At 70.3% G+C, this 25499-nt stretch carries 23 protein-coding genes; 16 read left to right on the top strand and 7 right to left on the bottom strand.

The window, feature by feature from the left end; all coding sequences use genetic code 11:
• Positions 1 to 6: 6 nt before the first annotated feature.
• The 5 genes from R4P08_RS08465 to R4P08_RS08445 all read right to left on the bottom strand — a co-directional run bounded on the left by R4P08_RS08465 (position 7) and on the right by R4P08_RS08445 (position 4436).
• The gene (locus R4P08_RS08465; RefSeq protein WP_317813356.1) at positions 7 to 666 is read right to left on the bottom strand and encodes a class I SAM-dependent methyltransferase; all 660 of its coding nucleotides are present in this window, start codon (positions 664 to 666) and stop codon (positions 7 to 9) included.
• A 50-nt stretch (positions 667 to 716) separates the two neighbouring features.
• Entirely contained in the window at positions 717 to 1145 is a 429-nt protein-coding gene (locus R4P08_RS08460; protein WP_317813355.1) for a carboxymuconolactone decarboxylase family protein, read from the bottom strand.
• Positions 1142 to 2140, bottom strand: coding sequence for an NAD(P)-dependent oxidoreductase (locus R4P08_RS08455; RefSeq protein ID WP_317813354.1), 999 nt, complete (start codon positions 2138 to 2140; stop codon positions 1142 to 1144). Before R4P08_RS08455 ends, R4P08_RS08460 begins: the two co-directional genes overlap by 4 nt.
• Positions 2137 to 2889, bottom strand: coding sequence for an SDR family oxidoreductase (locus R4P08_RS08450; RefSeq protein WP_317813353.1), 753 nt, complete (start codon positions 2887 to 2889; stop codon positions 2137 to 2139). The genes R4P08_RS08455 and R4P08_RS08450 overlap by 4 nt, the downstream gene beginning before the upstream one ends.
• 71 nt (positions 2890 to 2960) lie before the next feature.
• Positions 2961 to 4436: an aldehyde dehydrogenase gene (locus R4P08_RS08445; RefSeq protein ID WP_317813352.1), complete on the bottom strand. Its 1476-nt coding sequence runs from the start codon at positions 4434 to 4436 to the stop codon at positions 2961 to 2963.
• 141 nt (positions 4437 to 4577) lie between these two features.
• On the opposite strand from R4P08_RS08445, the gene R4P08_RS08440 reads away from it, so the two are divergent.
• From R4P08_RS08440 to R4P08_RS08400, 9 genes are all read left to right on the top strand, one after another.
• Complete coding sequence (locus R4P08_RS08440; RefSeq protein ID WP_317813351.1) at positions 4578 to 5150, top strand: helix-turn-helix domain-containing protein; 573 nt, start codon at positions 4578 to 4580, stop codon at positions 5148 to 5150.
• Positions 5151 to 5158: 8 nt separating this feature from the next.
• On the top strand, positions 5159 to 6364 hold the full coding sequence (locus tag R4P08_RS08435; protein WP_317813350.1) for a cytochrome P450: 1206 nt from the start codon (positions 5159 to 5161) through the stop codon (positions 6362 to 6364).
• Positions 6361 to 7155 carry an SDR family oxidoreductase gene (locus R4P08_RS08430; RefSeq protein ID WP_317813349.1) on the top strand — a complete coding sequence of 265 codons (795 nt, stop codon included), beginning with the start codon at positions 6361 to 6363 and terminating at the stop codon, positions 7153 to 7155. Before R4P08_RS08435 ends, R4P08_RS08430 begins: the two co-directional genes overlap by 4 nt.
• Positions 7156 to 7247: 92 nt before the next feature.
• Complete coding sequence (locus R4P08_RS08425; RefSeq protein WP_317813525.1) at positions 7248 to 8546, top strand: cytochrome P450; 1299 nt, start codon at positions 7248 to 7250, stop codon at positions 8544 to 8546.
• Positions 8546 to 8779 carry a ferredoxin gene (locus R4P08_RS08420; protein WP_317813348.1) on the top strand — a complete coding sequence of 78 codons (234 nt, stop codon included), beginning with the start codon at positions 8546 to 8548 and terminating at the stop codon, positions 8777 to 8779. The genes R4P08_RS08425 and R4P08_RS08420 overlap by 1 nt, the downstream gene beginning before the upstream one ends.
• 5 nt (positions 8780 to 8784) lie before the next feature.
• The gene (locus R4P08_RS08415) at positions 8785 to 9360 is read left to right on the top strand and encodes a nuclear transport factor 2 family protein (RefSeq protein WP_317813347.1); all 576 of its coding nucleotides are present in this window, start codon (positions 8785 to 8787) and stop codon (positions 9358 to 9360) included.
• 6 nt (positions 9361 to 9366) lie between these two features.
• Positions 9367 to 10656, top strand: coding sequence for a hypothetical protein (locus R4P08_RS08410; protein WP_317813346.1), 1290 nt, complete (start codon positions 9367 to 9369; stop codon positions 10654 to 10656).
• A 34-nt stretch (positions 10657 to 10690) separates the two neighbouring features.
• Entirely contained in the window at positions 10691 to 12325 is a 1635-nt protein-coding gene (locus R4P08_RS08405; protein WP_317813345.1) for an AMP-binding protein, read from the top strand.
• A 38-nt stretch (positions 12326 to 12363) separates the two neighbouring features.
• Positions 12364 to 13272, top strand: coding sequence for an SDR family oxidoreductase (locus R4P08_RS08400; protein WP_317813344.1), 909 nt, complete (start codon positions 12364 to 12366; stop codon positions 13270 to 13272).
• A gap of 17 nt (positions 13273 to 13289) precedes the next feature.
• On the opposite strand, the gene R4P08_RS08395 is transcribed toward R4P08_RS08400, so the two are convergent.
• Positions 13290 to 15038 carry an AMP-binding protein gene (locus R4P08_RS08395; RefSeq protein WP_317813343.1) on the bottom strand — a complete coding sequence of 583 codons (1749 nt, stop codon included), beginning with the start codon at positions 15036 to 15038 and terminating at the stop codon, positions 13290 to 13292.
• A gap of 226 nt (positions 15039 to 15264) precedes the next feature.
• On the opposite strand from R4P08_RS08395, the gene R4P08_RS08390 reads away from it, so the two are divergent.
• The 5 genes from R4P08_RS08390 (at position 15265) to R4P08_RS08370 (ending at position 21573) form a co-directional block, all read left to right on the top strand.
• Entirely contained in the window at positions 15265 to 16791 is a 1527-nt protein-coding gene (locus tag R4P08_RS08390) for a CoA-acylating methylmalonate-semialdehyde dehydrogenase (RefSeq protein ID WP_317813342.1), read from the top strand.
• 27 nt (positions 16792 to 16818) lie between these two features.
• Positions 16819 to 17994 (top strand): acyl-CoA dehydrogenase family protein, encoded by a 1176-nt coding sequence (locus tag R4P08_RS08385; RefSeq protein ID WP_317813341.1) that lies wholly within the window; start codon positions 16819 to 16821, stop codon positions 17992 to 17994.
• Between the two features lie 3 nt (positions 17995 to 17997).
• A complete protein-coding gene (mmsB, locus tag R4P08_RS08380) occupies positions 17998 to 18894 on the top strand; it encodes a 3-hydroxyisobutyrate dehydrogenase (protein WP_317813340.1) in 897 nt (298 codons plus the stop codon).
• Between the two features lie 25 nt (positions 18895 to 18919).
• The gene (locus R4P08_RS08375; protein ID WP_317813339.1) at positions 18920 to 19783 is read left to right on the top strand and encodes a LuxR C-terminal-related transcriptional regulator; all 864 of its coding nucleotides are present in this window, start codon (positions 18920 to 18922) and stop codon (positions 19781 to 19783) included.
• A gap of 353 nt (positions 19784 to 20136) precedes the next feature.
• Complete coding sequence (locus R4P08_RS08370) at positions 20137 to 21573, top strand: MFS transporter (RefSeq protein WP_411741181.1); 1437 nt, start codon at positions 20137 to 20139, stop codon at positions 21571 to 21573.
• Positions 21574 to 21763: 190 nt separating this feature from the next.
• On the opposite strand, the gene R4P08_RS08365 is transcribed toward R4P08_RS08370, so the two are convergent.
• Positions 21764 to 22270: a MarR family transcriptional regulator gene (locus R4P08_RS08365; protein ID WP_317813338.1), complete on the bottom strand. Its 507-nt coding sequence runs from the start codon at positions 22268 to 22270 to the stop codon at positions 21764 to 21766.
• Between the two features lie 205 nt (positions 22271 to 22475).
• On the opposite strand from R4P08_RS08365, the gene R4P08_RS08360 reads away from it, so the two are divergent.
• Together R4P08_RS08360 and R4P08_RS08355 are read left to right on the top strand one after the other, a co-directional pair.
• The gene (locus R4P08_RS08360) at positions 22476 to 24026 is read left to right on the top strand and encodes a succinate CoA transferase (RefSeq protein WP_317813337.1); all 1551 of its coding nucleotides are present in this window, start codon (positions 22476 to 22478) and stop codon (positions 24024 to 24026) included.
• Between the two features lie 34 nt (positions 24027 to 24060).
• Entirely contained in the window at positions 24061 to 25461 is a 1401-nt protein-coding gene (locus R4P08_RS08355; RefSeq protein ID WP_317813336.1) for an acyclic terpene utilization AtuA family protein, read from the top strand.
• Positions 25462 to 25499: the final 38 nt, after the last annotated feature.

Here is a 25499-nt window from a genome sequence, read left to right as displayed (position 1 = left end):
TGGCCCCTACGGCAGGGGCGCGCCGACGACGCCGGAGTCGCGACGCAGCACGCGCAGCGAGTCCACGGCGCGGACCTCGGTGAACTGACCGGACTCCAGGGCGCGGCAGTAGATCTCGTACGGCGGGCGGCCGCCGTCCTCGGGGTTCGGGAACACGTCGTGGATCAGCAGCGCGCCGCCGATCGCCACCCACGGGGCCCAACCCTCATAGTCGGCCTGCGCTGCCTCGGAGGAGTGGCCGCCGTCGATGAACACGAACGAGGCCGGCTTGCCCCACACCCGCGCGACCTGGCGCGAGCTGCCCACGGCCGCCGTCACCACGTCGTCGAGACCCGCGTCCCACATGGTGTGCCGAAACGCGACCAGGGTCTCCAGGCGGCCCGTGTGCGGGTCCACCATCGTGGTGTCGTGGTACTCCCACCCGGGCTGGTGCTCCTCGGACCCACGGTGGTGGTCGACGGTGACGATGCTGCCGCCGGTCACCCGCGCGGCCGCGCCGAGGAAGACGGTGGACCGGCCGCAGTAGGTGCCGATCTCGACGCCCACGCCGTCGCCCAGGTACTCGCAGGCGATCTCGTAGAGGGTGCGGCCCTCGTCCAGCGGCATGAAGCCGGGGGCGGCGAGCGCCACGTCGAGCAGCGCCTGGTCGATCTGGGGTGCGGTCATGGAATAAACCTATCGCCCGACACTCGGCCTGGAACTCCCGCCCTCAACCCTCAGCCCTCGCCGTCCGCCGCGGCCGCGGGCGCGGCTGCGGCCCGCCGGGCGGCCTTACGGGCTCGCGCCACGTGCGGGCCCACCACGTTGCCCAGCTTGGTGGCGTTGGGCCAACCCGCGTAGTAGCAGAGGAACAGCACGATCTCCTCCAGTTCCTCCGGGGTGAGCTCGCCGTTGCCCAGGGCTGCGCCCACCTGGATGTCCGCGATGTCGGAATTGCCCTGGGCGGTGAGCGCGCCCAGCAGCAGCAGGCGACGGTCTCGGTGGCTCAGGCCCGGTCGGGCCCAGATGCGCCCGAACAGGTGGTCCGCGGTCTCCCCGAAGTAGTCGCCGGGGCCGTCGGACATGTCGAAGCCGTAGACCTCGGTCATCATGGCCAGGCCGCGCTCGCGCTCGGGTGTCGTGCCGGACTCTGCGGTGTCGCTCATCGTGCTCCCTCGTCGTCGTCGTTGTTGCCACTACCGGCGTCCCCGCCGGCGTCGCCACCCGGGTCGCCGCCCGCGGCGCGCGCGATCTCGCCCGGCCCCACGCCGAACCCGGTGCCCAGGTCGCGTAGCGCGATCGTGCCCAGCGGGAGGTCCACGCCCAGCCGCTCGCCCAGCGCCAGGGCCAGGGACAGGTCCTTCTCGCCCAGTCCACGGACGTGGGTGAACACGCCGTGCCAGAAGTCGTCGGTGGCGATCGGTGCGGTGGTCTCGCGCAGCATGACGGCTCCGGCGCCGCCGGTGATGGCGTCGGTGTGCCGGACCACGCGGCCCAGCTTGGCGATGTCGACGCCGGCCGCCTCCGCCAGGCGCGAGGCCTCGGCGGTGGCCGTGAAGGAGATGAAGTGCAGCAGGTTGCGGGCCAGCTTCATCTGCGTGCCCGCGCCCACCTCGCCGGCGTGGACCGGCATGGCGGCCCAGAGGGCGAAGACCGGCTTGCAGGCCTCGTAGACCTCGCGGGGCCCGCCGACCATGGCGGCGAGCTGACCCTTTTCCGCGCCCGGAGCGCCGCCGGAGACCGGGGCGTCCACCAGGTGCACCCCGCTCGCGGCGCACACCCCGGCCAGCTCGACGGCCGTGGTGTCGGAGATGGTGGAGTGGACCGCGATGACCGTCCCGGGGGCCGCGGTGCGCAGGATGCCGTCGGGACCGTCGACGACGTCGCGGACCTGGTCGTCGTTGAGCACCGTCACCGACACCAGGCGCGCGGTCCGGGCCACCTCGGCGCCCGTCGCGGCCGCCGTCGCGCCCTCGGCGACGAACGGCTCCGTGGCCTCGGCGCGCACGTCGCACACCACCAGCCCGCCGGGCCAGTCCAGCAGCCGCCGGGCGATCGGCGCGCCCATGTTGCCCAGGCCGATGAACCCGACCGGGGCGGGGGAGTCCTCGGGCGTGCCCGGGCCGATGCGCGCGGCGCCCGTGTCCTGAGGCCCGCTCATGACCGGATGATCTGTCCGCCGTCGACGTTGAAGATCTGCCCGGTGATCCAGCTCGCCTCGTCCGACAGCAGGAACAGCAGCATGCCCACCAGGTCCTCCGGCTGGCCCATGCGGTTGAGGGGCAGCTTGTCGACCATGTCCTTGACCATCGACTGCGGGGTGGTGGTGCGGTTGGCCTCGGTGTCGATCGGGCCGGGCGCGATGGCGTTGACCCGGATGTTGGAGCCACCGAGCTCGGTGGCGAGCTGCTGGGTCAGGCCGTTGACGCCCACCTTGGCCAGGCCGTAGAAGCCCGAGTAGAGCCACGCCGCGGTGGAGGACTGGTTGACGATCGCGCCGCCGCCGGCCGCCGCCATCTTCTCCCAGCACGCGCGCACCATGAGGAGCTGGCCGTTCATGTTGACCTGCATGAACTTCTGGTAGTAGTCCCAGGGCACGGTGATGAGGAAGTCGAGCTTCATCCCGCCGAAGATCGCGGCGTTGTTGACCAGCATGTCCAGCGATCCGAACTTCTCCACGGTCGCCTCGGCGCACGCACCGGCGGAGTCCGGGTCGGCGACGTCGGTGTGCTGGAAGAAGGCCTCGCCGCCGGCGGCCACGATGTCCGCGGCCACGCGCTCGCCCTCGGTGTCCGACACGTCGGCCACCACGACCTTCGCGCCCTCCGCGGCGAGCGCCTTGGCGTACGCCTCTCCGATGCCGCCGGCCGCGCCGGTCACGATCACGGACTTGCCGTCAAAACGTCCCATGTCTGTGTGCTGCTCTCTCTAGGTGGTGCGGTGGGTCGGGCTTGTGTGGCGGGTCAGGCTCGCGCGGCCGATCAGGCCGGGGTGGCCACGGACTTGGTCTCGAGGTATTCCTCGAAGCCCTGGCGGCCCATCTCGCGGCCGATCCCGGACTGCTTGTAGCCGCCGAAGGGCACGTCGGCGCCGTACCAGACGCCGCCGTTCACCCCGAGCGTGCCGGTGCGGATGCCGGCGACGACCTTCTCGACCCGCTCGAGGTCGCTGCCCCAGACGGCGCCGGACAGGCCGTAGGGGGAGTCGTTGGCGATCCGGACGGCGTCGTCGTCACCGTCGTGGGGGATGACCACGAGGACGGGGCCGAAGATCTCCTCCTGCGCGACCCGCGCGGAGTTGTCGAGACCGGAGATCAGGGTGGGCTCGACCCAGAACCCCGCGGCCTTGTCCGCGCCGGAGGGACGGCCGCCGCCGATCTCGATGGTCCCGCCCTCCTGCACCGCCAGGGCGATGTACGCCTCGACCCGCTCGCGCTGGAGCTCGGAGATCAGCGGTCCGCACAGGGTGCCGGGGTCGGTGGGGTCGCCCGGCGCGAACGCGGCCATGGCGCCCTTGGCGGCCTCGACGGCCTCGGCGTACTTCTCTCGCGGGACCACCAGTCGCGTGGTCAGCGCGCAACCCTGACCGGCGTGGGTGCAGGCGTTGAGGGCGGTCATGAAGCAGGCGGCGTTCAGGTCGGCGTCGTCCAGCACGACCGCCGCGGACTTGCCGCCCAGCTCGAGGAACACCTTCTTGAGGGTCTCCGCCGCGGCCACCATGATCTTCTTGCCGGTGGCGGTGGATCCGGTGAACGAGACCAGGTCCACCCGCGGATCGGTACTCAGCTGCGCGCCCACGCCGTGGTCCGAGGACGACACCACGTTGAGCACGCCGGCGGGGATGTCGGTCTCCTCGGCGGCGATCCGGGCCACGGCCGCGGCGATGAGCGGGGTGTCCGGTGCGGGCTTGAGCACCACGGTGCAGCCGGCGGCCAGCGCGGGGCCGAGCTTGGCCAGGTTGATCTGGTTGGGGAAGTTCCACGGGGTGATGGCACCCACCACGCCGATCGCTTCCCGGCGCGCCGAGCGGAGGGAGCGGATCCCCATTACCTCGGACTCGCCCAACTCCTCGACCCACTGGTATGCGTCGACGAGGTCGGCCAGCCAGCCGAGGTCGGCCACGGGCCCCTCGAGCTGCGGGCCGGTGGTGAACATGTGTGGGGCGCCCACCTCGGCGATGGTCAGCGCGCGCAGCTCCTCGATGTGGGACTGCAGCGCGTCGCGGAGTTGACGCAGGCACCGCGCCCGGAACGTGTGGTCGGTGGACCAGTCGGTGGTGTCGAAGGCCGTGCGGGCGGCGGCGATGGCCGCGTCCATGTCGGCGGCCGTTCCGTCCGCCGCCTGGCCGATCAGCTCCTCGGTGGCCGGGTTGAGGACGTCGAACGTGCCTCCCCCGGAGGCGGGGCGCAGCTCGCCGCCGATGAGGAGCGGGGCGGTGTCGGTGGTGCTCGCGGTCACGAGGAGCCTTCCGTCGGGATTCATGGACATCTCACAGTGGGTGCACTCGGTAGGTGGACTCAGTGGGTGGACTCAGTTGGGGAAATACGGGTGGACAACTGTCTAGACGATAGTCCGGCAGGTGGTGTACTGTCCAGACACATGTCCAGTGATGCTCGATTCGAGTCGACCAGGCGGCGCCTGAACGGCCAGCAGGCAGAGACCGTCGACCGTCTCACCGCCGCCGCCGTCGAGGAGCTGCGTGAGAAGGGCGCGGGCGGTCTGGCCGTCCGCGCCGTGGCCTCCCGGGCGGGTGTCGCGCCGGCCACGGCCTACACCTACTTCTCGTCCAAGGGGCACCTGATCGCCGAGGTCTTCTGGCGGCGTCTGGGGGACCACGTCACCGAGCCCGTCGACGGTGGGACCACGGTCGACCGGGTGGTGGCGGTCCTGCGCAGCGTCGCGCTGCTGCTGGCGGACGAGCCCGAGCTCTCCTCCGCGGTCACCGCCGCCCTGCTGGGCGACGACCCCGAGGTCTCCCATCTGCGTATCCGGATCGGCGCCGACATCCGTCGCCGTCTGGTGGCAGCGCTGGGGGAGGAGAACGACGACGAGGTGGTCGGCGCGCTGGAGATGGTCTACGCCGGCGCGCTCGTCAGAGCAGGTATGGGCTACGGCACCTACACCGACATGGCAGACGCGATCGAATCCGCCGCACGACTGATCCTGAGGTGACACCGGTAATGACTTCTGCGACTTCCGCCCCGCTCGTGTTCAGCCCGTACGACTACGCCGTGCACGAGGACCCGTATCCCCTCTACGCCCGTCTCCGGGCCGAGGCGCCCGTCTACCACAATGCTGACCTGGACTTCTGGGCGCTGAGCAGGCACGCGGATGTCCGTGAGGCCTTCCGCGCCCCGGACGTGTTCTCCAACGCCAAAGGTGTCTCCCTCGACCCGGCCGCGTACGGCCCGCACGCCTACAAGACGATGTCGTTCCTGGCCATGGACGACCCGCGCCACGCCCGCCTGCGCAAGCTGGTGAGCAAGGGGTTCACCGCGCGCCGGGTGGACGCTCTCTCCGAGGGGATCGAGAAGATCTCCCGCCAGTACTGGGACGAATGCCTGGAGAAGGGCGAGTTCGACTTCGTCGACGACTACGCCGGCAAGCTGCCGATGGACGTCATCTCCGACCTCATGGGCGTGCCGGACGCCGATCGCGCCGAACTGCGCCGACTGGCGGACCTGGTCATGCACCGCGACGAGGGCGTCCAGGACGTCCCGCAGGACTCGATGGTCGCCGCGCTCGACCTCATCACCTACTACCAGGGGATGGTGGCCGAGCGCCGGAAGGCCCGCACCGAGGACCTGACCTCCGCGCTGCTGGACGCGGAGATCGACGGCGAGAGGTTGGACGAGGACGAGATCCTGTCCTTCCTGTTCCTCATGGTCGTGGCCGGCAACGAGACCACCACCAAGCTGCTCGCGAACTCACTGTTCTGGGGGCACGAGTACCGCGAGCAGTCCCGCTCGGTGTTCGCCGACCCCGAGCTGGTCCCGGCGTGGGTCGAGGAGACCCTGCGCTTCGACACCTCGAGCCAGATGGTGCTGCGCACGACCACGCAGGAGGTGACGGTGCGCGACGTGACGATCCCGGCCGACCAGAAGGTGCTGCTCCTGATCGGCGCGGCCAACCGCGACGAGGAGGTGTTCGCGGGTGGCGACGCCTTTGACCTGGGCCGCGACACCACGGCCAGCCTGAGCTTCGGGCAGGGGCCCCACTTCTGCCTGGGCGCCCACCTCGCCCGGCTGGAGGGACGAGTGGCGCTGGACATGATCGCCCGCTCGATCTCCGGTTACGAGCTCCTGCCGGGTTCCGAGCGCGTCCACTCCTCCAACGTGCGCGGCTTCGCCCACCTGCCCATGCGGGTCGAGGTGAGGCGCCGATGAGCCTGAGGTTCCCGCCGTCGATCGACACCGGGCTACGACCGGCACTGGTGACCGGGGCCTCGTCCGGGATCGGACGGGCCTCCGCCGAGGCCCTGGCCGCCCTCGGGCATCCCGTGGTCGTGGGGGCCCGCCGCGCCGATCGGCTCGACGAGCTCGTCGAGACCATCCGCGCGGCCGGGGGACAGGCCACCGCCTGCGCGGTCGACGTCACCAGTTCGGTGTCCGTCCAGGCGTTCGTCGGCGCCGCCACCGAGGCCTACGGTCCCCCCGAGGTCCTGCTCTCGAGCGCCGGGCATCTCAAGATGGCCCGCGCGTGGGAGATGGACCCGGCCGACTTCGCCGACCAGATCGACGTCCACCTGCTCTCGGTGCAGCGGCTGTTGCACGCGGTGGTCCCCGGGATGGTGGACCGCCGACGGGGCGACGTGGTGCTCATCGGCTCCGACGTGGCCTACACCGCACGCCCGCGCTCCGGCGCGTACGTGGCGGCCAAGGCCGGCCTCGAGACCATGGCCCACCAGCTCCGCAAGGAGCTCGAGGGTACGGGCGTCCGGCTGGGAGTGGTCCGGCCCGGGCCCGTCATGACGGAGATGGGGTCCGAGTTCGACCCGGAGACCGCCGAGTCCGTCATCAACGACTGGGTCAAGCACGGGTTCGGGCGCCACCCGCGCATGTGCAAGCCCGCCGACCTCGCCCGAGGGGTCGCCGCCATGGTGTCGATGCCCCGCGGCGCCCAGATCACCGAGCTGGAGATCCAGCCGGAGGCCCCTATCGAGGAGGACTTCTCGTGACCAGTACCGACAGCTCCACCGACAACCCGACCGACTTCTCGACCCTCAAGGTGCCGGGGAGAGTGTCCGGCGGTGAGGGCGAACTCGGCCACATGGATGAGCTGCGCACCGATCCGATCAGCCTGTTCTGGCGGGTCCGCGAGGAGTGTGGCGACCTCGGCGTCTTCAAGATCGTCGACCGGGACATCTGCCTGGCCTCCGGCGCCGCCGCCAACGAGGCGTTCTTCCGTGCCCCGGACGAGTCGCTCGGCCAGGCCGCCGCCTATCCCTTCATGACCCCGGTGTTCGGCGAGGGCGTCGTCTTCGACGCCAGCCCGGAGCGCCGATCGGAGATGCTGCACAACACCGCGCTGCGCGGTGACCACATGCGTCAGCACGCCGTGACCATCCCCCACGAGGTCCAGCGCATGGTGGCCGAGTGGGGCGACGAGGGCGAGATCGACCTGCTCGAGTGGTTCTCCGAGCTCACCATCTACACCTCCTCGGCGTGCCTGATCGGACCGAAGTTCCGCGAGCAGCTCGACGCGCGCTTCGCCCACCTGTACCACGACCTCGAGCAGGGCACCGATCCCCACGCCTACATCGACGCCTACGCCGACATCCCGGCGTTCCGTACCCGCGACGCGGCGCGGGCCGGTCTGGTCGAACTCGTCTCCGCGATCATGGACGACCGGGTCGCCAACCCGCCGACCGACAAGGCGGACCGGGACCTGCTCGACGTGTTGATCTCGGTCAAGGAGGACGACGGCACCAACAAGTTCAGTCCCGACGAGGTCACCGGCATCTTCATCTCGATGATGTTCGCCGGGCACCACACCACCTCCGGTACGAGCGCGTGGATGCTCATCGAGTTGCTCAAGCACCCCGAGTACCTGGCCCAGGTCGTCGCCGAGCTCGACGAGGTCTACGCTGACGGCGCGGAGTACTCCTTCGGCGCGCTGCGGCAGATGCCTAAGGTGGAGAACGCGCTCAAGGAGACGCTGCGGATGCACCCGCCGCTCATCATCCTCATGCGGGTGGCCCAGGAGGACGTCCAGATCGGCGAGCACGTGGTGCGGGCCGGACAGACCGTCGCGGCCTCGCCGGCCGTCTCCAACCGGCTGCCCGAGGACTTCCCCGACGCCGAGGCCTTCGACCCGGACCGCTACGCCGAGCCGCGGCAGGAGGACATCGTCAACCGCTGGACCTGGATCCCCTTCGGCGCCGGCCGGCACCGCTGCGTGGGGGCGGCGTTCGCCCAGCTCCAGATCAAGGCCATCTTCTCGATCCTGCTACGCGAGTTCGAGTTCGAGCTCGCCCAGCCGGCCGAGAGCTACCACAACGACCACTCCAAGATGGTCGTCCAGCTGGCCCAGCCGTGCACCGTCCGGTACCGGAGGAGGCAGCGCTGATGGCCGAGGTAAAGCCCCTGCGCGTGGAGGTTGACTTCGACCTCTGCCAGGGACACGCGGAGTGTCAGGCCGAGGCTCCCGACTGGTTCACCGTCGGCAAGGGCTCCGAGGCCAAGGTGCGTGCCAAGCGCGGGGCGATCCCCGCCGATCAGCTCGCGGCCGTCAAGGACGCGGTCAAGTACTGCCCGACGCAGGCGCTCCGCCTCGTCGACGACCAGACAAGCCAGGAGTGAGTGACGTGACCCGTTTCGACCGTGCCGAGATCGCCGAGTTCGTGGACCGTTGGCTGGAGGCCAACCGGGAGTGCGAGCGCAACAAGGACTGGACGCCGCTCGCGCAGTTCTACGCGGAGGACGCCACCTACGGCTGGAACTACGGAACCAAGGACGACTTCATGGCCGTCGGTCGCGACGAGATCCGCGACATCGCCCTGGGCCAGGAGATGGCCGGGCTCGACGGCTGGGAGTACCCGTACATCCGGACGATCATCGACCCCGAGACGGGCGACGTCCTGTGCCTGTGGAAGCAGATCGCCCGGGACACCGTGGATCCCAAGACCGGTGAGCCGTACGAGGTCCACGGTCTCGGTGGTTCGTGGTTCCTCTACAACGGCGACCAGCAGTGGGCCTGGCACCGCGATTTCTTCGACTTCGGCAACGTGGTGGACCTGTTCATGCGCATGTACGAGGCCGACGCGCTCACCGACTCCATGAAGGAGCGCTTCGCGGCCGCCGGCGACAAGCCGGCCGGTTGGTACCGCATCGAGGACAGCCCCGCTCCGCTGTGGCCCGTGTCCGCGCCGGACGAGGTCTGAGCCGCCGTGACCACGTCCACGGGTCCGTCGGCGGGTCGCCCCGACCCCCTCGAGTCGCTCGACCATGCGACCCTCGCACGGTTGCTCCCCGACCTGCTGCTGATCGGCCAGCTCATCGACCGGGCCGGCATGCCCGCCCTGCTCAGCGAGTTCGGTGTGGACGGCATGCAGGACGTGGCCATCGACGAGTGGCTGGCCGCGAGCCCGCACTACACCCGCCGGATGAAGGCCGCGCTGTTGATCACCGGTGACGGCGTCGCCGAGATCTTCAAGGGCTTCCAACTGGACGTGGGTGCGCCGCCGGAGTTCATGGACTTCCGCTACGGGGTGACCGACCACGACAACGGCGAGTTCTGGCTGGACCACTGCGGCGCGCTCATGGACGTCGAGCCGATGGGGGACCGCCTGGTCACCACGATGTGCCACCACATCGAGGACCCCACCTTCCCCGCCACCGCGTTGGCCACCAACCCGCGGGCGGTGTTCGAGGCGATCCACCGCCCGCCCCGGAGTCCCGAGGGCCGCACCCCGCACTGCCACTGGTCCGTGCGGATCGACCCGGACATCGCGCCCGCGACACTGCCCGGGCCGGCGGTCGAGTCGGCCACCAGCCGGTTGATCGACTTCGTCTTCGAGTCGCCCGCACCCGGGGACACCGCGGGGGAGGGTGCGCGGGACGACTACGCGGGCCCGCTGCTGACCGACCTGGTGTTCTCCGAGTTCACCTCGGCCGCGCTCATCCGCATCACGCGCGAGGTGTACCTCCAGATGCACCTGCTGGCGGTGGGTTTCCACCAGGCGGTGCGCCGCCGGTCGGACGCCACGATCGCGGACCGGTTGCTCGCGTACCAGGCGGCCGGGATCGCGGGTGTGGCAGCGGGACGGATCCGCGACGTCCTCGGGGTCGACGGCGATGCGCGTGGGCTCGCGGCGGTGCTCGACGTGCACCCGCTGGCCGGACCCACGGCCTACACCGGGTATTCGTCGTCGGTCTCCGACGACGGCGCGGCCCTCACCGTCGCTTGGGACTCCTCCGCCGACGGGTTCGCCGACGACACCTGGCTGCCCCTGCTGGCGCGAGACGGTCTGCGGCCGCTGGAGGCCGCCGCGCAGGCCGTCGACCCGCACTGGACCGTGGAGCGCGTCCCCACGGACGGCTCCAGGGTGGAGGCGGTACTGCGCCTGGGCGACGAGGCCGCCACGGAGCCCGAGGAGGTGGCCGTCACCCGGTTCAGCACCGGCGCGGCGTTCAGCTTCGGACCCACGCGCACCTCGTTGCCCATCACGCCCGTCTGAGTTCGCACCCCCACCCGTCCCGGAGGACACCCGAATGGCGCACAACCTGGCCGACCTGTTCGAACACGCCGTAGACGCCTACGGGGAGGACCGCCTCGCGGTGGTCGAGGACGACCGTCGTCTCACCTACACCGGGCTCGACGCCGAGGCCAACAGGTGGGCCGCCGCCCTCACCGGGCTCGGGGTGGGGGCCGGCGACCACGTCGGCGTGCACCTGCGCAACGGCGTGGACTGCCTGGCGCTGTTCCTCGGGGTGCTCAAGCTGCGGGCGGTGCCGATCAGCATCAACTACCGCTATTCGGGGCCCGAGCTGCGGTACCTCTACGACTACTCAGACACCTGCGTGCTGGTGTTCCACCGCGAGTTCGGGCCGGCGGTCACGGACGCGGTCGCGGGTCTGGACTCGCTGCGCCACACCGTCGTCGTCGACGATGGGTCCTCGGTCACGGACCTCCCGGGCGAGGTGCTGGAGGCGCGGGAGATCCTGGACGCCGCCTCGCCCGAGCGGGTGGGGGTCGAGCGCAGCGCCGACGACCTCTTCCTGGTGTTCACCGGCGGCACGACCGGAAAGCCCAAGGGCGTGATGTGGCGCCAGGAGGATCTGTGGCGCAGCCTCGGCGGCGGCGCCGACTACCACTCGGGTGAGCCGGTGGCCGATGAGTACCAGCAGTCCAGGTCGGGCCTCGGGGGCGATCCCGCGCGGTATCTCATCCTCCTGCCGCTCATCCACACCTCGGGACTCATGCCGTCGTTCACCGGCCTGTTCGCCGGCGGCACGTGCCACTACCTGCCCTACTTCCGGGCCGACGAGGTGCTGGCGGAGGTGGAGAGCGAGAAGATCCAGGTGGTGATCCTGGCGGGCGACGCGATGGTCCGCCCGATGCTGGAACAGATGCGCGAGACCGACACCTCGAGCATGTTCATGATCAGTTCCGGCGCCGCACTGTTCTCCCCGAAGGTCAAGGCGGAGCTGCTCGAGTTGCGCCCGGATCTGATGATCATGGACGCCTTCGGGTCGTCCGAGAGCGGGTTCGGTGGACTCGGCGTGGTCACCAAGGCCAACGTCGACGACGGCTCGCTCTTCGCCAGTCACGGGCCGCGTATCCCCCGGGGCACCACGCTGCGGCTCGTCGACGACCTCGACGAGCCGCTGTCCGACGATTCCACCGAGATCGGCTGGATCGTCAAGACCGGCTACCTGCCGCGCGGCTACTACAAGGACCCCGCGAAGTCGGCCGAGACCTTCCGCGAGATCGCCGGGGTCCACAGCGTGTTCACCGGGGACCGCGGGCGCTACGACGGGCCCGACTCGCTGGTCATGCTCGGCCGTGCCAGCCAGGTGATCAACTCCGGTGGCGAGAAGATCTTCGCCGAGGAGGTCGAGGCCGCGCTCAAGGCGGTCGAGGGCGTGGAGGACGCGGTCGTCCTCGGGGTGGCGGACGAGCGCTTCGGCCACCGGGTCGGCACGGTGCTGCAGTGGTCCGACGGGCACGAGGGCGACTTCGCCGCACTCGAAGCCGCCCTGCGCACCGACCTCACCGGCTACAAGGTGCCGGTGGCGTTCTGGGTGGTCCCCGCCGTCGAACGCCATCCCAGCAGCAAGACCGACTACGGCTGGGCTCGCCGCGTTGTCACCGGGGCGGCCCCGGACCACGACCGGCGGCTGTGACCCCGCTCCGTGACCCCGCCCGCCGTGACCCCGCCCCCGTGACCCCGCCGGCCGGTGACGCCCGGCTCCGGCCCGACGGCCTTCGTCTGGACGGCCGGGCCTTCGCCGTCACCGGATCCTCCCGCGGCATCGGGGCGGCGGTGGCCGACGACCTGGCGGCCCGCGGTGCGGACGTGGTCCTCAACGGGCGCGACGACGAGGCGCTGCAGAACCGGGTGGCCGAGCTCGCCGCCCGGTCCGACGGGCGGATCGTCGGCGTCGCAGGATCCGCGCACGAACCCGCCGTCGCCCGGGCGCTGCTCGACGCGGCGGCGGATGGCGGATCGGCGGTAGCCGGGCTCATCACGTGCGCCGGGGTGGCCGAGTCCCCGGGGTCGTCGATCCTCACCGTGTCCCACGAGGAGTTCGCCGGACTCATGGACGCCCACCTCGGCACGGTGTTCGCCACGTGCCGCGTGTTCGCGCCACACTTCGTCGCCGCGGGAGCGGGCGCGATCGTCACCACCTCGTCGTTCGCCTGGAAGGGCGACTACGGCGGCACCGGATACCCGGCAGGCAAGGGTGCGGTCACGTCGTTGACCATGGCGATCGCCGCGGAGCTCGCCGAGCACGGGGTGCGGGCCAACGTCGTGTGTCCCGGGGCCCGGACCCGGCTCTCGAGCGGCGACGACTACGACGAGCAGATCCGCGAACTCGGCCGCCGGGGCATGCTCGACGAGCTGAGTGTGGCCGGCGCGCTCGACCCGGCGGGCCCCGAGTACGTGGCGCCCCTCTACACCTATCTGGTGTCCGATCTCGCGGAGGGCATCACCGGCGGGCTCTTCGCCGGAGCAGGCGGGTTCGTCGGACGCTTCCCCACGCCGGAGGCGACGATCCTGGCCTACCGCGACTTCCACGACAACCCGCCGTGGACCCCCGAGGAGATCGACGCGTTCATCCGGGCCTGAGCGGAGCCCGCCGTCGGTCAGCGCAGCGATTCCTCGCGGAACTCCCCGGGGAAGTCCACCGACGGGCCGTTCGCGCTCTCGCCGCGGCGCAGTTCCACGCGGCGGATCTTGCCCGAGATGGTCTTGGGCAGGTCGGTGAACTGCAGTCGGCGGATCCGCTTGTAGCCCGCCAGGTGGTTCCGCGAGTACTCGAAGATCTGCCGCGCGGTGTCCTCGTCCGGCTCCCATCCGCCGGCCAGGACGACGAACGCCTTGGGCACGCTCAGCCGCACGGGGTCGGGCGAGGGGACGACCGCCGCCTCGGCGACCGCCGGGTGCTCCAGCAACACCGACTCCAGCTCGAACGGTGAGATCCGGTAGTCGGAGGACTTGAAGACGTCGTCGGTCCGGCCGACGTAGGTGATGTAACCGTCGGAGTCCCGCGATCCCACGTCGCCGGTGTGGTAGAAACCGTCGGCGTAGGCGGCCTCGGTGCGCTCGGCGTCGCCGTGGTAGCCGACCATCAGCCCGAGCGGGCGCGGGTCCAGCTGCAGACAGATCTCGCCCTCCGCGCCGGCGCCCTCGACCTCCCGGCCCGTGGCCGGATCCACCAGCGCCACCTCGAACCCGGGACACGGCCGACCCATCGAGCCGTCCTTGATGGGCTGGCCCGGGGTGTTGGCGATCTGCACGGTGGTCTCGGTCTGGCCGAACCCGTCGCGGATCGTCACGCCCCACGCGTCGCGGACCCGGCCGATCACCTCGGGGTTCAGCGGTTCCCCGGCGCCCACCGCCAGTCGCGGCGGGGTCTGGAGCTGGGTCAGATCGGCCTGGATGAGCATGCGCCACACGGTGGGCGGGCAACACAGGCTGGTCACCCCGCAGCGGTCCATCTCGCGCATCATCGCCGTGGCGTCGAAGCGCGAGTAGTTGTAGATGAACACGCACGACCCGGCGATCCACGGGGTGAACACGTTGGACCAGGCGTGCTTGGCCCAGCCGGGCGAGGACACGTTGAGGTGGACGTCGCCGGGCTGGAGGCCGATCCAGTACATGGTGGACAGGTGGCCGGCCGGGTAGGAGGCGTGCGTGTGCTCGACGAGCTTGGGCTTACTGGTGGTCCCGGACGTGAAGTAGAGCAGCAGCGTGTCGTCGGCGTGGGTGGTGTGGCTCGGCTCGAAGTCGGGGGAGGCGTCCATCGCGCCGGCGAGGTCGGTCCACCCCTCGGGCGCTCCGCCGAGGGGCGTCGACGTGCCGGTTCCGCCGACCGAGATGCGCTGATAGTCACCCGAGATGCCGGCGAATCGTTCGGCGAGTTCGGCGCGGGCGATGACGTGCTTGATCCCGCCGCGGGCGATGCGGTCGCGCAGGTCGCCCTCGGCCAGGAGCGTGGTCGCGGGGATGACGACGGCGCCGAGCTTGATGACGGCCAGCATGACGTCCCACAGCTCGACCTGATTGGCCAGCATGAGCAGGATCCGGTCGCCCGGGCCGACCCCGCGCTCGCGTAGCCAGTTGGCGGTGCGGTCGGAGCGGACCCGCATCTCGTCGAACGAGTACTTGGTCTCGGTCGGGTCGCCGCCTCCGTCGTGTTCCTCGACGATCCACAGCGCCGGGTCCGTGTTGCCCTCGGCCTGCACGTCAAACCAGTTGAGTGCCCAGTTCCACTCGTCGAGCTCGGGCCAGGCGAAGCCCGCGCGCGCGGCGTCGTAGTCCTCCGAATGCGCCTGCAGGAAGTCGCGGGCGGTGCGGAAGCGTGCGGTGGCGTCGGTGGCGAGCGGGGCCATGGGATCTCCTGACAACGAGCATGGGTCGAGAAAGGCAGCGGACGTGAGTCAGCTCACAGTATGGGTTGGTGACGAGGTGGCGGTACACCCGAAAGGGGAGGGGAGGGGGGCAGACGGAGGCACCTGGCCTGGATTACTAGGACTTGCAAGTATAGGGTGATGGGCATCACGGGAGCGGTGGCACGCGGTCATTCCGAGACCGCGGCCCCACGACGAAGGGATGTCCATGTCGGATCTCAGGCAGATCGAGCACTTCATCAACGGTAAGCGGGTCGCCGCGACGGGCGGGCGCTCGCAGGAGGTGCTCAACCCGAGCACGGGCAAGGCGCAGGCCATCGTGCCGCTGGCCACCACGGCCGAGGTCGACGACGTCATCGCCAAGGCCGCCGCCGCGCAGAAGAAGTGGGCCGCCCAGAACCCGCAGAAGCGCGCCCGCGTCCTGATGCGCTTCGTGGACCTGGTCAACCAGAACATGGACGAGCTCGCCGAGCTGCTGGCCATCGAGCACGGCAAGACCACCCCGGACGCGAAGGGTGACATCCAGCGCGGCCTGGAGGTCGTGGAGTTCGCGATCGGCATCCCGCACCTGCTCAAGGGCGAGTTCACCGAGAACGCGGGCACCGGCGTGGACGTCTACTCCATGCGCCAGCCGCTCGGCGTGGTCGCGGGCATCACCCCGTTCAACTTCCCGGCCATGATCCCGCTGTGGAAGGCCGGCCCGGCCATCGCCTGCGGCAACGCCTTCGTCCTCAAGCCCTCCGAGCGCGACCCCTCGGTGCCCGTGCGCCTGGCCGAGCTCTTCACCGAGGCCGGTCTGCCGGACGGCATCTTCCAGGTGGTCCACGGTGACAAGGAGGCCGTCGACGCCATCCTGCACAGCGACACCATCCGGGCGGTCGGCTTCGTCGGCTCCACGCCCATCGCGCAGTACATCTACGAGACCGCGGCCCGCACCGGCAAGCGCGCCCAGTGCTTCGGTGGCGCCAAGAACCACGCGATCATCATGCCCGATGCCGACCTGGACCAGGTCGCGGACGCCCTGCTCGGAGCCGGTTTCGGTTCCGCCGGCGAGCGCTGCATGGCCATCTCGGTGGCCGTTCCGGTGGGCGAGGGCACGGCCGAGCGGCTGCTGGAGAAGCTCCTGCCCAAGGTCAAGGCGCTCAAGGTGGGCCACAGCCACGACCCGCAGTCGGACTACGGCCCGCTGGTGACCCCCGAGTCCAAGGCCCGCGTGCTGGACTATATCGACCAGGGCGAGAAGGCCGGCGCGACGGTGCTCGTCGACGGCCGCGGCGTCGGTGGGTACACGGACAGCTTCAACGGCGAGGACATCAGCGAGGGCTACTTCGTCGGCCCGACGCTCTTCGACAACGTCACCAGGGACATGAGCATCTACACCGACGAGATCTTCGGCCCGGTCCTGACGATCGTGCGCGCGAAGGACTTCGAGGAGGCCCTGGCCCTGCCCAACGAGCACGAGTACGGCAACGGCGTGGCCATCTTCACCCGCGACGGCGACGCCGCCCGCGAGTTCGTCTCCCGCGTCGAGGTCGGCATGGTCGGCGTCAACGTGCCGATCCCCGTGCCGATCGCCTACCACACTTTCGGCGGCTGGAAGAAGTCCGGATTCGGCGACCTCAACCAGCACGGCCCGGAGTCGATCAAGTTCTACTCCAAGGTCAAGACGGTCACGCAGCGCTGGCCGTCGGGCATCAAGGACGGCGCCGACTTCAACATCCCGACGATGGACTGACGGCGGCCGGCGTAGGAGGGGCACACCATGTTCACTCTTGATGACGACGACAAGGTCATCGTCGAAGCGGCCCGCGACTTCTCTGCCAAGCGGATCGCGCCCAAGGCGCTGGAGTGGGACGCCACACACCACTTCCCCAAAGACGTGCTTCGCGAGGCGGCCGAGATGGGGATGGGCGCGATCTACATCTCGGAGGACGTCGGGGGCAGCGGGATGCGCCGCCTGGACGGGGTCCGCATCTTCGAGCAGCTCGCCCGGGGATGTCCGTCCGTGGCCGCCTACCTGTCCATCCACAACATGTGCGTGTGGATGATCGACGAGTTCGGCACGGAGGCGCAGCGTCACGAGTGGATCCCGCGGTTGGCGACCCTGGAGCACTTCGCCAGCTACTGCCTGACCGAGCCGGGCGCCGGTTCGGACGCGGCCGCGCTGCGGACCAAGGCGGTAAAGGAGGGTGAGGGCCCGGACGCTGAGTACGTCCTCACCGGTACCAAGCAGTTCATCTCCGGGGGCGGCCAGTCGGACGTCTACGTGGTGATGGCGCGCACCGGTGCCGCCGGGGCCAAGGGGATCTCGGCGTTCCTCGTCCCGGCGGATTCGGCCGGGCTCAGCTTCGGTCCGAACGAGCAGAAGATGGGCTGGAACGCGCAGCCCACCGCGCAGGTGATCATGGAGGGCGTGCGGGTGCCGGCCGCCAACCTCATCGGCGGCGCCGACGAGGGCGGCGAGGGACTCGGCTTCACCATCGCCATGCGCGGCCTCAACGGCGGGCGCATCAACATCGCGGCCTGCTCGCTGGGCGGTGCGCAGGACGCGTACACCCGCGCCGTGGCCCACCTGCGGGACCGCGAGGCCTTCGGCGGTGCCCTCATCGACGAGCCGACCATCCGTTTCACGCTCGCCGAGCTGGCCACCGACCTGGAGGCGAGCCGCCTGATGTTGTGGCGGGCCGCCGTGGCGCTCGACGCCAAGGAGCCGGACTACGTCGAGCAGTGCGCGATGGCGAAGCTCTTCGTCACCGACCGCTGCTTCGAGGTCGCGGACCGTGCGTTGCAGCTGTTCGGGGGGTACGGGTACCTCGCCGAGTACGGAATCGAGAAGATCGTGCGAGATCTCCGGGTGCACCGCATCCTGGAGGGGACGAATGAGATCATGCGTGTCGTCGTCGGCCGGGCCGTCGCCACACGCGGACTGGGAGCGTAGGACATGAACAACGGATCGCATACCGTGGCGTTTCTCGGCCTGGGCAACATGGGCGGGCCGATGGCCGCCAACCTGGTCGGCGCCGGCCACCGGGTCCGCGGCTTCGACCCCGTCGAGGCGGCTCAGGAGGCTGCGCGCGGCGCCGGGATCACCGTGTGTGACTCGCCCGCCGAGGCCGTGCGGGGGGCGGGCGTGGTCATCACCATGCTGCCCAACGGCGCGCTCGTGACCTCGACCTACGACGACGTCCTGGGCGAGGCGGAGGCCGGGACGCTGTTCATCGACTCCTCCACCATCTCGGTCGACGACGCCCGCGCCGTGCACGCCAAGGCCGTGGCGGCGGGGATGCTGCAGGTCGACGCCCCCGTCTCGGGCGGCGTCAAGGGCGCCACCGCCGGTTCGCTGGCGTTCATGGTCGGCGGCGAGGACGAGGCGTTCGCCGCCGCCGAGCCCGTGCTCGAGCCGATGGCGGGCAAGGTCATCCACTGCGGCGGCACGGGTGCCGGACAGGCCGCCAAGGTCTGCAACAACATGGTGCTCGCCGTGCACCAGATCGCGATCGGCGAGGCGTTCGTGCTGGCCGAGCGGCTGGGGCTCGAGCACCAGGCACTGTTCGACGTCGTCACCGGTGCCACGGGCAACAGTTGGGCGCTGCACACCAACTGCCCTGTCCCGGGCCCGGTCCCCACCTCTCCCGCCAACAACGACTACAAGCCCGGGTTCGCGACGGCGCTCATGAACAAGGACCTCGGGCTCGCGCTCGCGGCCCTGGAGAGCACGGGAACAGTCGCCCCACTCGGCGCGGCGGCGGCGGCTCTGTACGACGAGTTCGCGCAGGACAACGGTGGCAAGGACTTCAGTGCCATCATCACCAGCATCCGCGATTCCTCGCGGGGCTGACGCACTCCACTCTCGGGAGACCACCATGCCCACCCTCCGACCCAAGGACTCCGACGCTGTTCTCAGTGCCCTGCGCAGAGCCCGGAACGACACCGGACTCCCGATCGTCTTCGCCGGGGAGGCCGACGGTGAGACGGCCAGGCTGACCAGCTTCATCGGCGCCCGAACGGATTCCATGCAGGGACTGGCCGTGGCCAAGGGTCGGGGGCTGGGTGGCCACGTCATGGCCTCCGGCCGTCCGGCGACGGTCCGCGACTACGAGGACTGCTCCAACATCACCCGCGACTACGCCCACGCGGTCGAGCGTGAGGGGCTGCGGGCGATCATCTCGGTGCCCGTCATGGTCTCGGGTGTGGCGCGCACGATCCTCTACGGCTCGGCGCGCGTGGCCACCCAGCTCGGCGAGCAGGTGTCCAGGTCGTTCGTCTCCGTTGCGGCTGATCTGGCGTCGGAGTTCGAGGTCCGGGACGAGGTGGACCGTCGTCTGCGGATGGCCGACCTGGCGGCGGCCGAGCACAGCGTGGGCCTGGAGTCGACCGACCGCGAGCAGCTCCGTGCTCTCCATGGGGAGCTGCGGGCGATCGCGGCCGAGCTCGGGGATACCGAGCTGCGGGAACGTCTCCTGGCGGCGGGATCGGCCCTCGCCGGTGTCGGCCGGGTCCAGATCCCGGGGGAGGACCCGGCCCCGGCGCCGTCGATCCTGTCCCCCCGGGAGATCGACGTGTTGTCCCAGGTGGCGCTCGGCTGCTCGAACGCCGAGGTCGGGGCACGGTTGTCCCTCTCGCCCGAGACGATCAAGGCCTACATGCGCAACATCGGCACCAAACTGGGGACGCGCTCACGGATGGAATCCGTGGCCCGCGCCCGGCTCCTGGGCGTCCTGCTCTGACCCGTCTGACCCGTCTGACCCGGCTCTGACCGGGCCAGCAGGGAGGGGCTGCCGGCGAGCGCCCGGAACACCGGGTTGTCGTCGTCGATCTCGGTCCTCTGCCGCCACCCTGCGCCGCCACCCTCAGCCGCCACCCTCAGCCGCCACCCGTGACCGCCCAGGGTGGCGGCTACTCGCGTTTATCGGTGAACCCCTGGTCTCAGGTGTGGCCTAGCTCACCACCCATCCACTTTCGGGTGTATCGGGTGTGGTCCCCATCACATACGATTTTGGCAATCGACGTTGACGCGTCGGCGATCACCCGCCTCACCGGAGGTCCGATACCCGGTGAACCTGACAAGACTGGAGCTGTCTTGACGCAGTCCATCAACACCCCGCCGGAGGGCGCGGCACCACTGTCGCCCAACCTCCCCCCTGTCCAGCCCAAGACCTCGCTCAAGAAGGTCGCCGCGGCGTCCTCAATCGGTACCACGATCGAGTGGTACGACTTCTTCATCTACGGCACCGCCGCTGCGCTGGTCTTCCCGACGCTGTTCTTCCCCGGTCAGGACCCCGCGGCTGCCACGCTCTCGTCGTTCGCGACGTTCGCCGTCGCGTTCTTCGCCCGACCGGTGGGCGCCGCGATCTTCGGCCACTTCGGCGACCGCATCGGCCGGAAGCGCACGCTGGTGTGGACGCTGTTCATCATGGGCATCGCGACTGTGTTCATCGGCCTGCTGCCCGGGTACGGCACCGGGGCGTTCGGCATGTTCGAGGGGGGTATCGGCATCTGGGCGCCGACCCTGCTCGTCGTCTGCCGCTTCTTCCAGGGCTTCGCAGTGGGCGGCGAATGGGCCGGCGCGACCCTGCTCACGGCCGAGTACGCACCCGCTGGCAAGCGCGGGATGATGGGGATGTGGCCGCAGCTGGGCGTGGCCTTCGCGTTCTTCCTCTCCTCCACCACGTTCCTCATCTTCTCGCTGGTCGCCGGCGACAGCTCCGACGTCAACAGCCCGTTCATGCAGTACGGCTGGCGCATCCCCTTCCTGCTGTCGGCCGTGCTGGTGCTCATCGGCCTGTGGATCCGTATCTCCATCGAGGAGACCCCGGTCTTCCAGCAGGACCGCGAAAAGGCGGCAGTCGACGCCGCGCCCAAGACCCTGCCGTTCGCCGATGCGCTCCGCTACCAGTGGAAGGAGATCCTCATCGCAGGTGGCGCGCTCACCTCGCTGTTCTCCCTCTTCTACATGGGCACCTCGTTCCTCACGAACTACGCCACCAAGAACCTCGAGCACTCCCGCCCGTTCGTCCTGGGCATGGGCATGGTCGCCGCACTGGTGTTCGGCGTGGCCATCGCGGTGTCGGCCATGTACTCGGACCGGATCGGTCGGAAGAAGGTCATCGGCACCTCGGTCGGACTGGCCATCCTCTGGTCGATGTTCGTCTTCCCGATCCTCGATACCGGATCACCCATCGCGTTCGCCGTGGTGCTCCTGGTGACGCTGGTCATCTTCGGTATCGCCTACGGCCCGGCCGGAGCGCTCCTCCCGGAGCTGTTCCAGGCCCGCTACCGCTACACGGGAGCCGGCCTCGGCTACAACCTGGCGGGCATCCTCGGTGGCGCGCTCCCGCCGCTGGCCGCCGCCGCGATGGTCGCCCGCGGTAACACGCTCGGCGTGGGGATCATGCTCGCCGTGCTCTCGGTGATCTCGATGCTCTGCGTGCTGGCCATGAAGGAGTCGAGCAAGAACGAGATCCATGCCGACGCAGAGGTGGGCGAGGGCGGAGTCCTCGTCACCGAGATGCCGTGACCCGAGGCTGACGCTCCGTCAGCCCGCTTCACTGCTCCACCCCACAGCAGCCGCGCCCGGCCCCACCCGAGAGGGGGCCGGGCGCGGTGTCGTGTATGCCGACGGCGGTGACCTCGCCCGGTCCGGGAGCGGCTACGTCACCACGACGGTGCGCAGGTGCGCCGCAGGTGCGCGACCCCGCGAGAGGTGGTCAGAAGTCTCCGGCGGAGTGCCGCAGCGAGGAGATGGCGTCGATGAGCGCGAGCTGTTCGGCAGGGTCCATCCCCGGTTCCGAGAAGACGCCGGCATTGAGGGCATCGGTGGCCTCGGAGACCACGCGCCTGCCTTCCGCCGTGATCTCGACGAGGGTGGTGCGGCCGTCGGTCGGGTGCGGTCGTCGCTCCACCAGTCCTGCGTCGAGCAGACGCTTCATCGCGCTGGTGACGCTCGTGACGTGCACCTGCAGGCGCTCGGAGGCCTTGGTGATGGGCAGCGATCCCGACCGGGAGAAGGCGAGCAGCCGGAGGAGTTCGTAGCGGGGGAACGACAGGTTCCAGGGCCGCAGGGTGTCCTCGACCCTGGCGAGCAGGATCTGGTGGGCGCGCATCACGGAGGTCACCACGGTCATCCCCTGCGCGGCGTCCGTCCAGCCCTCTCGCTCCCAGTTGGCGCGGGCCTGGTCGATGCGATCGGGGATCGGGGCGGTCCTGGGCGGCAACTGACTCTCCTGGAGGACACGTCGGCGGTTGATCAGCAGAGTCTATCCGTATGACCGCCACCTATCCGGCAGACCAGCGGTAGCGTCCGGCAGACCAGCGGTAGCGGCCCGGGGGAGTGAAGTGGTCACCGCGGGTGCACCAACGCAGGGGTGGCTGCCTCGTCCGGGCACAGGGATTTGCGTGACCCGGTTATAGGCTCACCCAATGAGCAGTCCGGTCCACCAGGCGGGAATCGCCTACGATCCGTCCCGCGTCCGCAACAGGTATTTCCAGGGGTTGGTCACTGACGCAGCCTCGGCAGTAGCCGCGATCGGCGACGGTGACACCGTGGCGATCAGCGGGTTCGCCAGCGCCGGTACCCCCAAGGCCTTCGCCCCGGCCCTCGCCGAGCGCATCCGGGCGGTCAGGTCCGAGGGCGGGCGGATGTCGGTCAATCTGCTCACCGGGGCCTCGGTCGCCAATGAGGCGGAGCGCACCCTGGCCGAGGTCGACGGCATCGCGCTCCGGATGCCGTACCAGAGCGAGCCCACCGCCCGGCGCAAGATCAACGCGGGCGAGATGGACTACGTGGATGTCCACCTCTCCCACGTGGCCCAGCAGGTGTGGCAGGGCTACTACGGGAACGTGGACGTGGCCGTGGTCGAGGTGGCCGCCATCACCGAGGACGGCAAGTTGGTCCCCGGTATGTCCGTGGGCAACAACAAGACCTGGCTCGACGTGGCCGACAAGGTGATCCTCGAGGTCAACTCGTGGGTCCCCCTCGGCGTCGAGGGGATGCATGACATCTACTACGGCACGGCGCTGCCGCCGGACCGCACACCGATCATGCTCACCAGCGCGGACTCCCGCATCGGTCAGGTCCACCTCGAGGTGGACCCGGCGAAGGTCATCGCCGTCATCCCCACCAACCACTGGGACTCCAAGACCATCCTCACGCCGCCGGACGCGGTCAGCGAGGCGATCGCCGGGCACGTGTTGGAGTTCTTCCACCACGAGGTCAGTGTCGGGCGGTTGCCGGAGGGGAGCCTGCTCCCGCTCCAGGCGGGCATCGGCAACGTGGCCAACGCGGTCCTGTCCGGACTCGCGGCGGGGCCGTACTCGGACCTCACCTGCTACTCCGAGGTCATCCAGGACTCGATGCTCCGGCTGATCAAGGACGGCAAGGTCTCGCACGCCTCGGCCACGGCGCTCGCCCTGTCCGGGGACGGGCTGTCCGAGCTGGTGGAGAACTTCGATCGCTACCGACGCCACATCACGCTGCGCCCGCAGGAGATCAGCAACCACCCGGAGGTCGTGCGGCGGCTCGGGATCATCGCGATGAACGGGATGCTGGAGGCCGACATCTACGGGAACGTCAACTCCACCCACGTCGGCGGCACCAAGATCATGAACGGGGTCGGCGGCTCGGGTGACTTCACCCGCAACGGCAACGTCTCGATGTTCCTCAGTCCGTCGACGGCCAAGAACGGTGCGGTCTCGGCGATCGTCCCGATGGTGCCGCACGTCGACCACACCGAGCACGACGTGCAGGTCATCGTCACCGAGCACGGCCTCGCGGACCTGCGGAGCCTGAGTCCCCGCAAGCGGTCGCGGCTCATCGTGGACCGATGTGCCGACCCGTCGTTCCGCCCGCTGCTGCACGACTATCTCGATCGCGCCGAGGCCCGGCCCGATTCCGGGAACACACCGCATATCCTCGAGGAGGCGTTCTCGTTCCACACCCGCTTCGCGGGGACCGGGAGCATGCTGCGGTAGGACCCGCTCCCGACCGGAAGGACCCCGAGGACCCATGACCACTCCCTCGAGCCCGTTGCGTATCGGCAACGTCTCCGCCTCGCGGAACGACCGCGCCTCCGCGGCCGCCGAGTTCCTCTCGGCGGCCGCCCTGGACGTCCTCGCGCTGGACATGCTGTCCGACGAGGCGATGCTGGAGCTCGCCGAGCAGGGTGCCCGGGGTGGATCCGGTTACGAGTCCGCTGCGCTCGTGCAGATCGGGGAGTGCCTCGAGCTCATCGGCGCCGGCGGCGTGCGGATCGTCACCAACGCGGGTGCCCTGGACCCTGCCGGGCTGGCCGAGGCACTGCGCGGCGTGGCCGCCGAGGCCGGTGTCCTGCTGTCGGTGGCCTCGGTGGACTCCGGTGATGTGACCGACCGCGCGGTCGCCCTGGGTCTCGGCGAAGCGGACGTCGCCACCGTCCGCCACGGGGCGTTCGGGATCGCGCGGGCACTCGCCGGGGGCGCCCACGTCGTCGTCACCGGTCGGGTCAGTCGCGAGGCCCTGGTCACCGGCGCCGCGGCGGCCCACCACGGCTGGACGCCGGCCGCCCTGGACGCGCTCGCCGGGTCGGTGGCGGTGGGGCACGTCCTGTCCGGCGGTCCGGGTGCCACCGGCGTCGTGGACTCCTCTACAGATGTCACCCGCACCACCGATCCGGTGACGGGCGGGTACCCGATCGCCGAGATCGCAGCCGACGGTTCGGCCGTCATCACCCGGCACCCGTCGGCGTTCGGCTCCGTCACGGTGGGGACCGTCACCGACCAGCTGCTCGACGGAGTGGCAGGGTCGCGGTACGCCGCCCCCGACGTGGTTCTCCGGCTGGATTCCGTGCGCCTCGCGCAGGAGGGCTCCGACCGCGTGCGACTGACGGGCGCGCGCGGCGAGCCCGCCCCGCCGGTCGTGGCGGTGGTGGCCATGACCAGGGGGCCCGGGCGGCCGCAACGGGTCGCGCGCCCACTGGCGCAGGAGGAGGCCGGGCACACCGTCGTGCTGCCCGGGGGCGAGCGGGTCGCCGTCCCCGTCCCCCCGGAGACCGCGGACATCGGGCCCGGCGAGCTCCCCACTCCCTGGTCCCCGGGATCCGTCCCCGGAGGGGCCCCGGTCACGTCGGTGCTGGGTTCGATCGCCGGCGTGCATCGCGGTGTGGTGGGCCGCGGGGTCAACATCGCGGTGTGGACCTGGGACGATTCGGCGTTCGCGTGGCTGGCCGGTGAGCTCACGGTGGAGCGTTTCCGTGAGCTCGTCCCCGGGCTCGAGGGTATGGAGACGATGCTCTACCTGCTGCCCAACCTCCGGGCCGTCAACCTGGTCGCGCGCCCGCCGCGTGGCACGGTGCTCGACACCGCGGTGGGGGCCGACCTCGCCTCCGCCCGCCTGGAGATCCCCGGCGAGCTCCTGGAAGTCGGCCCCTAGCCGGACCGCCGCAGCACTATCACCGCGCCACCCGGGTG

Origin of the sequence: Rhodococcus sp. IEGM 1408 (genome assembly GCF_033142235.1) — a bacterium.
Taxonomy (GTDB): Bacteria; Actinomycetota; Actinomycetes; order Mycobacteriales; family Mycobacteriaceae; genus Dietzia.
Note: the sequence above shows the minus strand (reverse complement) of the source record. Positions and strands in the feature narration are given on the sequence as shown.

Coding starts and splice junctions, on each gene's coding strand:
- R4P08_RS08465 (WP_317813356.1), bottom strand. CDS start 666: ATGACCGCACCCCAGATCGACCAGGCGCTGCTCGACGTGGCGCTCGCC.
- mmsB (WP_317813340.1), top strand. CDS start 17,998: ATGAACAACGGATCGCATACCGTGGCGTTTCTCGGCCTGGGCAACATG.
- R4P08_RS08395 (WP_317813343.1), bottom strand. CDS start 15,038: ATGGCCCCGCTCGCCACCGACGCCACCGCACGCTTCCGCACCGCCCGC.
- R4P08_RS08435 (WP_317813350.1), top strand. CDS start 5,159: ATGACTTCTGCGACTTCCGCCCCGCTCGTGTTCAGCCCGTACGACTAC.
- R4P08_RS08405 (WP_317813345.1), top strand. CDS start 10,691: ATGGCGCACAACCTGGCCGACCTGTTCGAACACGCCGTAGACGCCTAC.
- R4P08_RS08430 (WP_317813349.1), top strand. CDS start 6,361: ATGAGCCTGAGGTTCCCGCCGTCGATCGACACCGGGCTACGACCGGCA.
- R4P08_RS08360 (WP_317813337.1), top strand. CDS start 22,476: ATGAGCAGTCCGGTCCACCAGGCGGGAATCGCCTACGATCCGTCCCGC.
- R4P08_RS08460 (WP_317813355.1), bottom strand. CDS start 1,145: ATGAGCGACACCGCAGAGTCCGGCACGACACCCGAGCGCGAGCGCGGC.
- R4P08_RS08390 (WP_317813342.1), top strand. CDS start 15,265: ATGTCGGATCTCAGGCAGATCGAGCACTTCATCAACGGTAAGCGGGTC.
- R4P08_RS08375 (WP_317813339.1), top strand. CDS start 18,920: ATGCCCACCCTCCGACCCAAGGACTCCGACGCTGTTCTCAGTGCCCTG.
- R4P08_RS08450 (WP_317813353.1), bottom strand. CDS start 2,889: ATGGGACGTTTTGACGGCAAGTCCGTGATCGTGACCGGCGCGGCCGGC.
- R4P08_RS08440 (WP_317813351.1), top strand. CDS start 4,578: ATGTCCAGTGATGCTCGATTCGAGTCGACCAGGCGGCGCCTGAACGGC.
- R4P08_RS08385 (WP_317813341.1), top strand. CDS start 16,819: ATGTTCACTCTTGATGACGACGACAAGGTCATCGTCGAAGCGGCCCGC.
- R4P08_RS08455 (WP_317813354.1), bottom strand. CDS start 2,140: ATGAGCGGGCCTCAGGACACGGGCGCCGCGCGCATCGGCCCGGGCACG.
- R4P08_RS08425 (WP_317813525.1), top strand. CDS start 7,248: ATGGATGAGCTGCGCACCGATCCGATCAGCCTGTTCTGGCGGGTCCGC.
- R4P08_RS08420 (WP_317813348.1), top strand. CDS start 8,546: ATGGCCGAGGTAAAGCCCCTGCGCGTGGAGGTTGACTTCGACCTCTGC.
- R4P08_RS08355 (WP_317813336.1), top strand. CDS start 24,061: ATGACCACTCCCTCGAGCCCGTTGCGTATCGGCAACGTCTCCGCCTCG.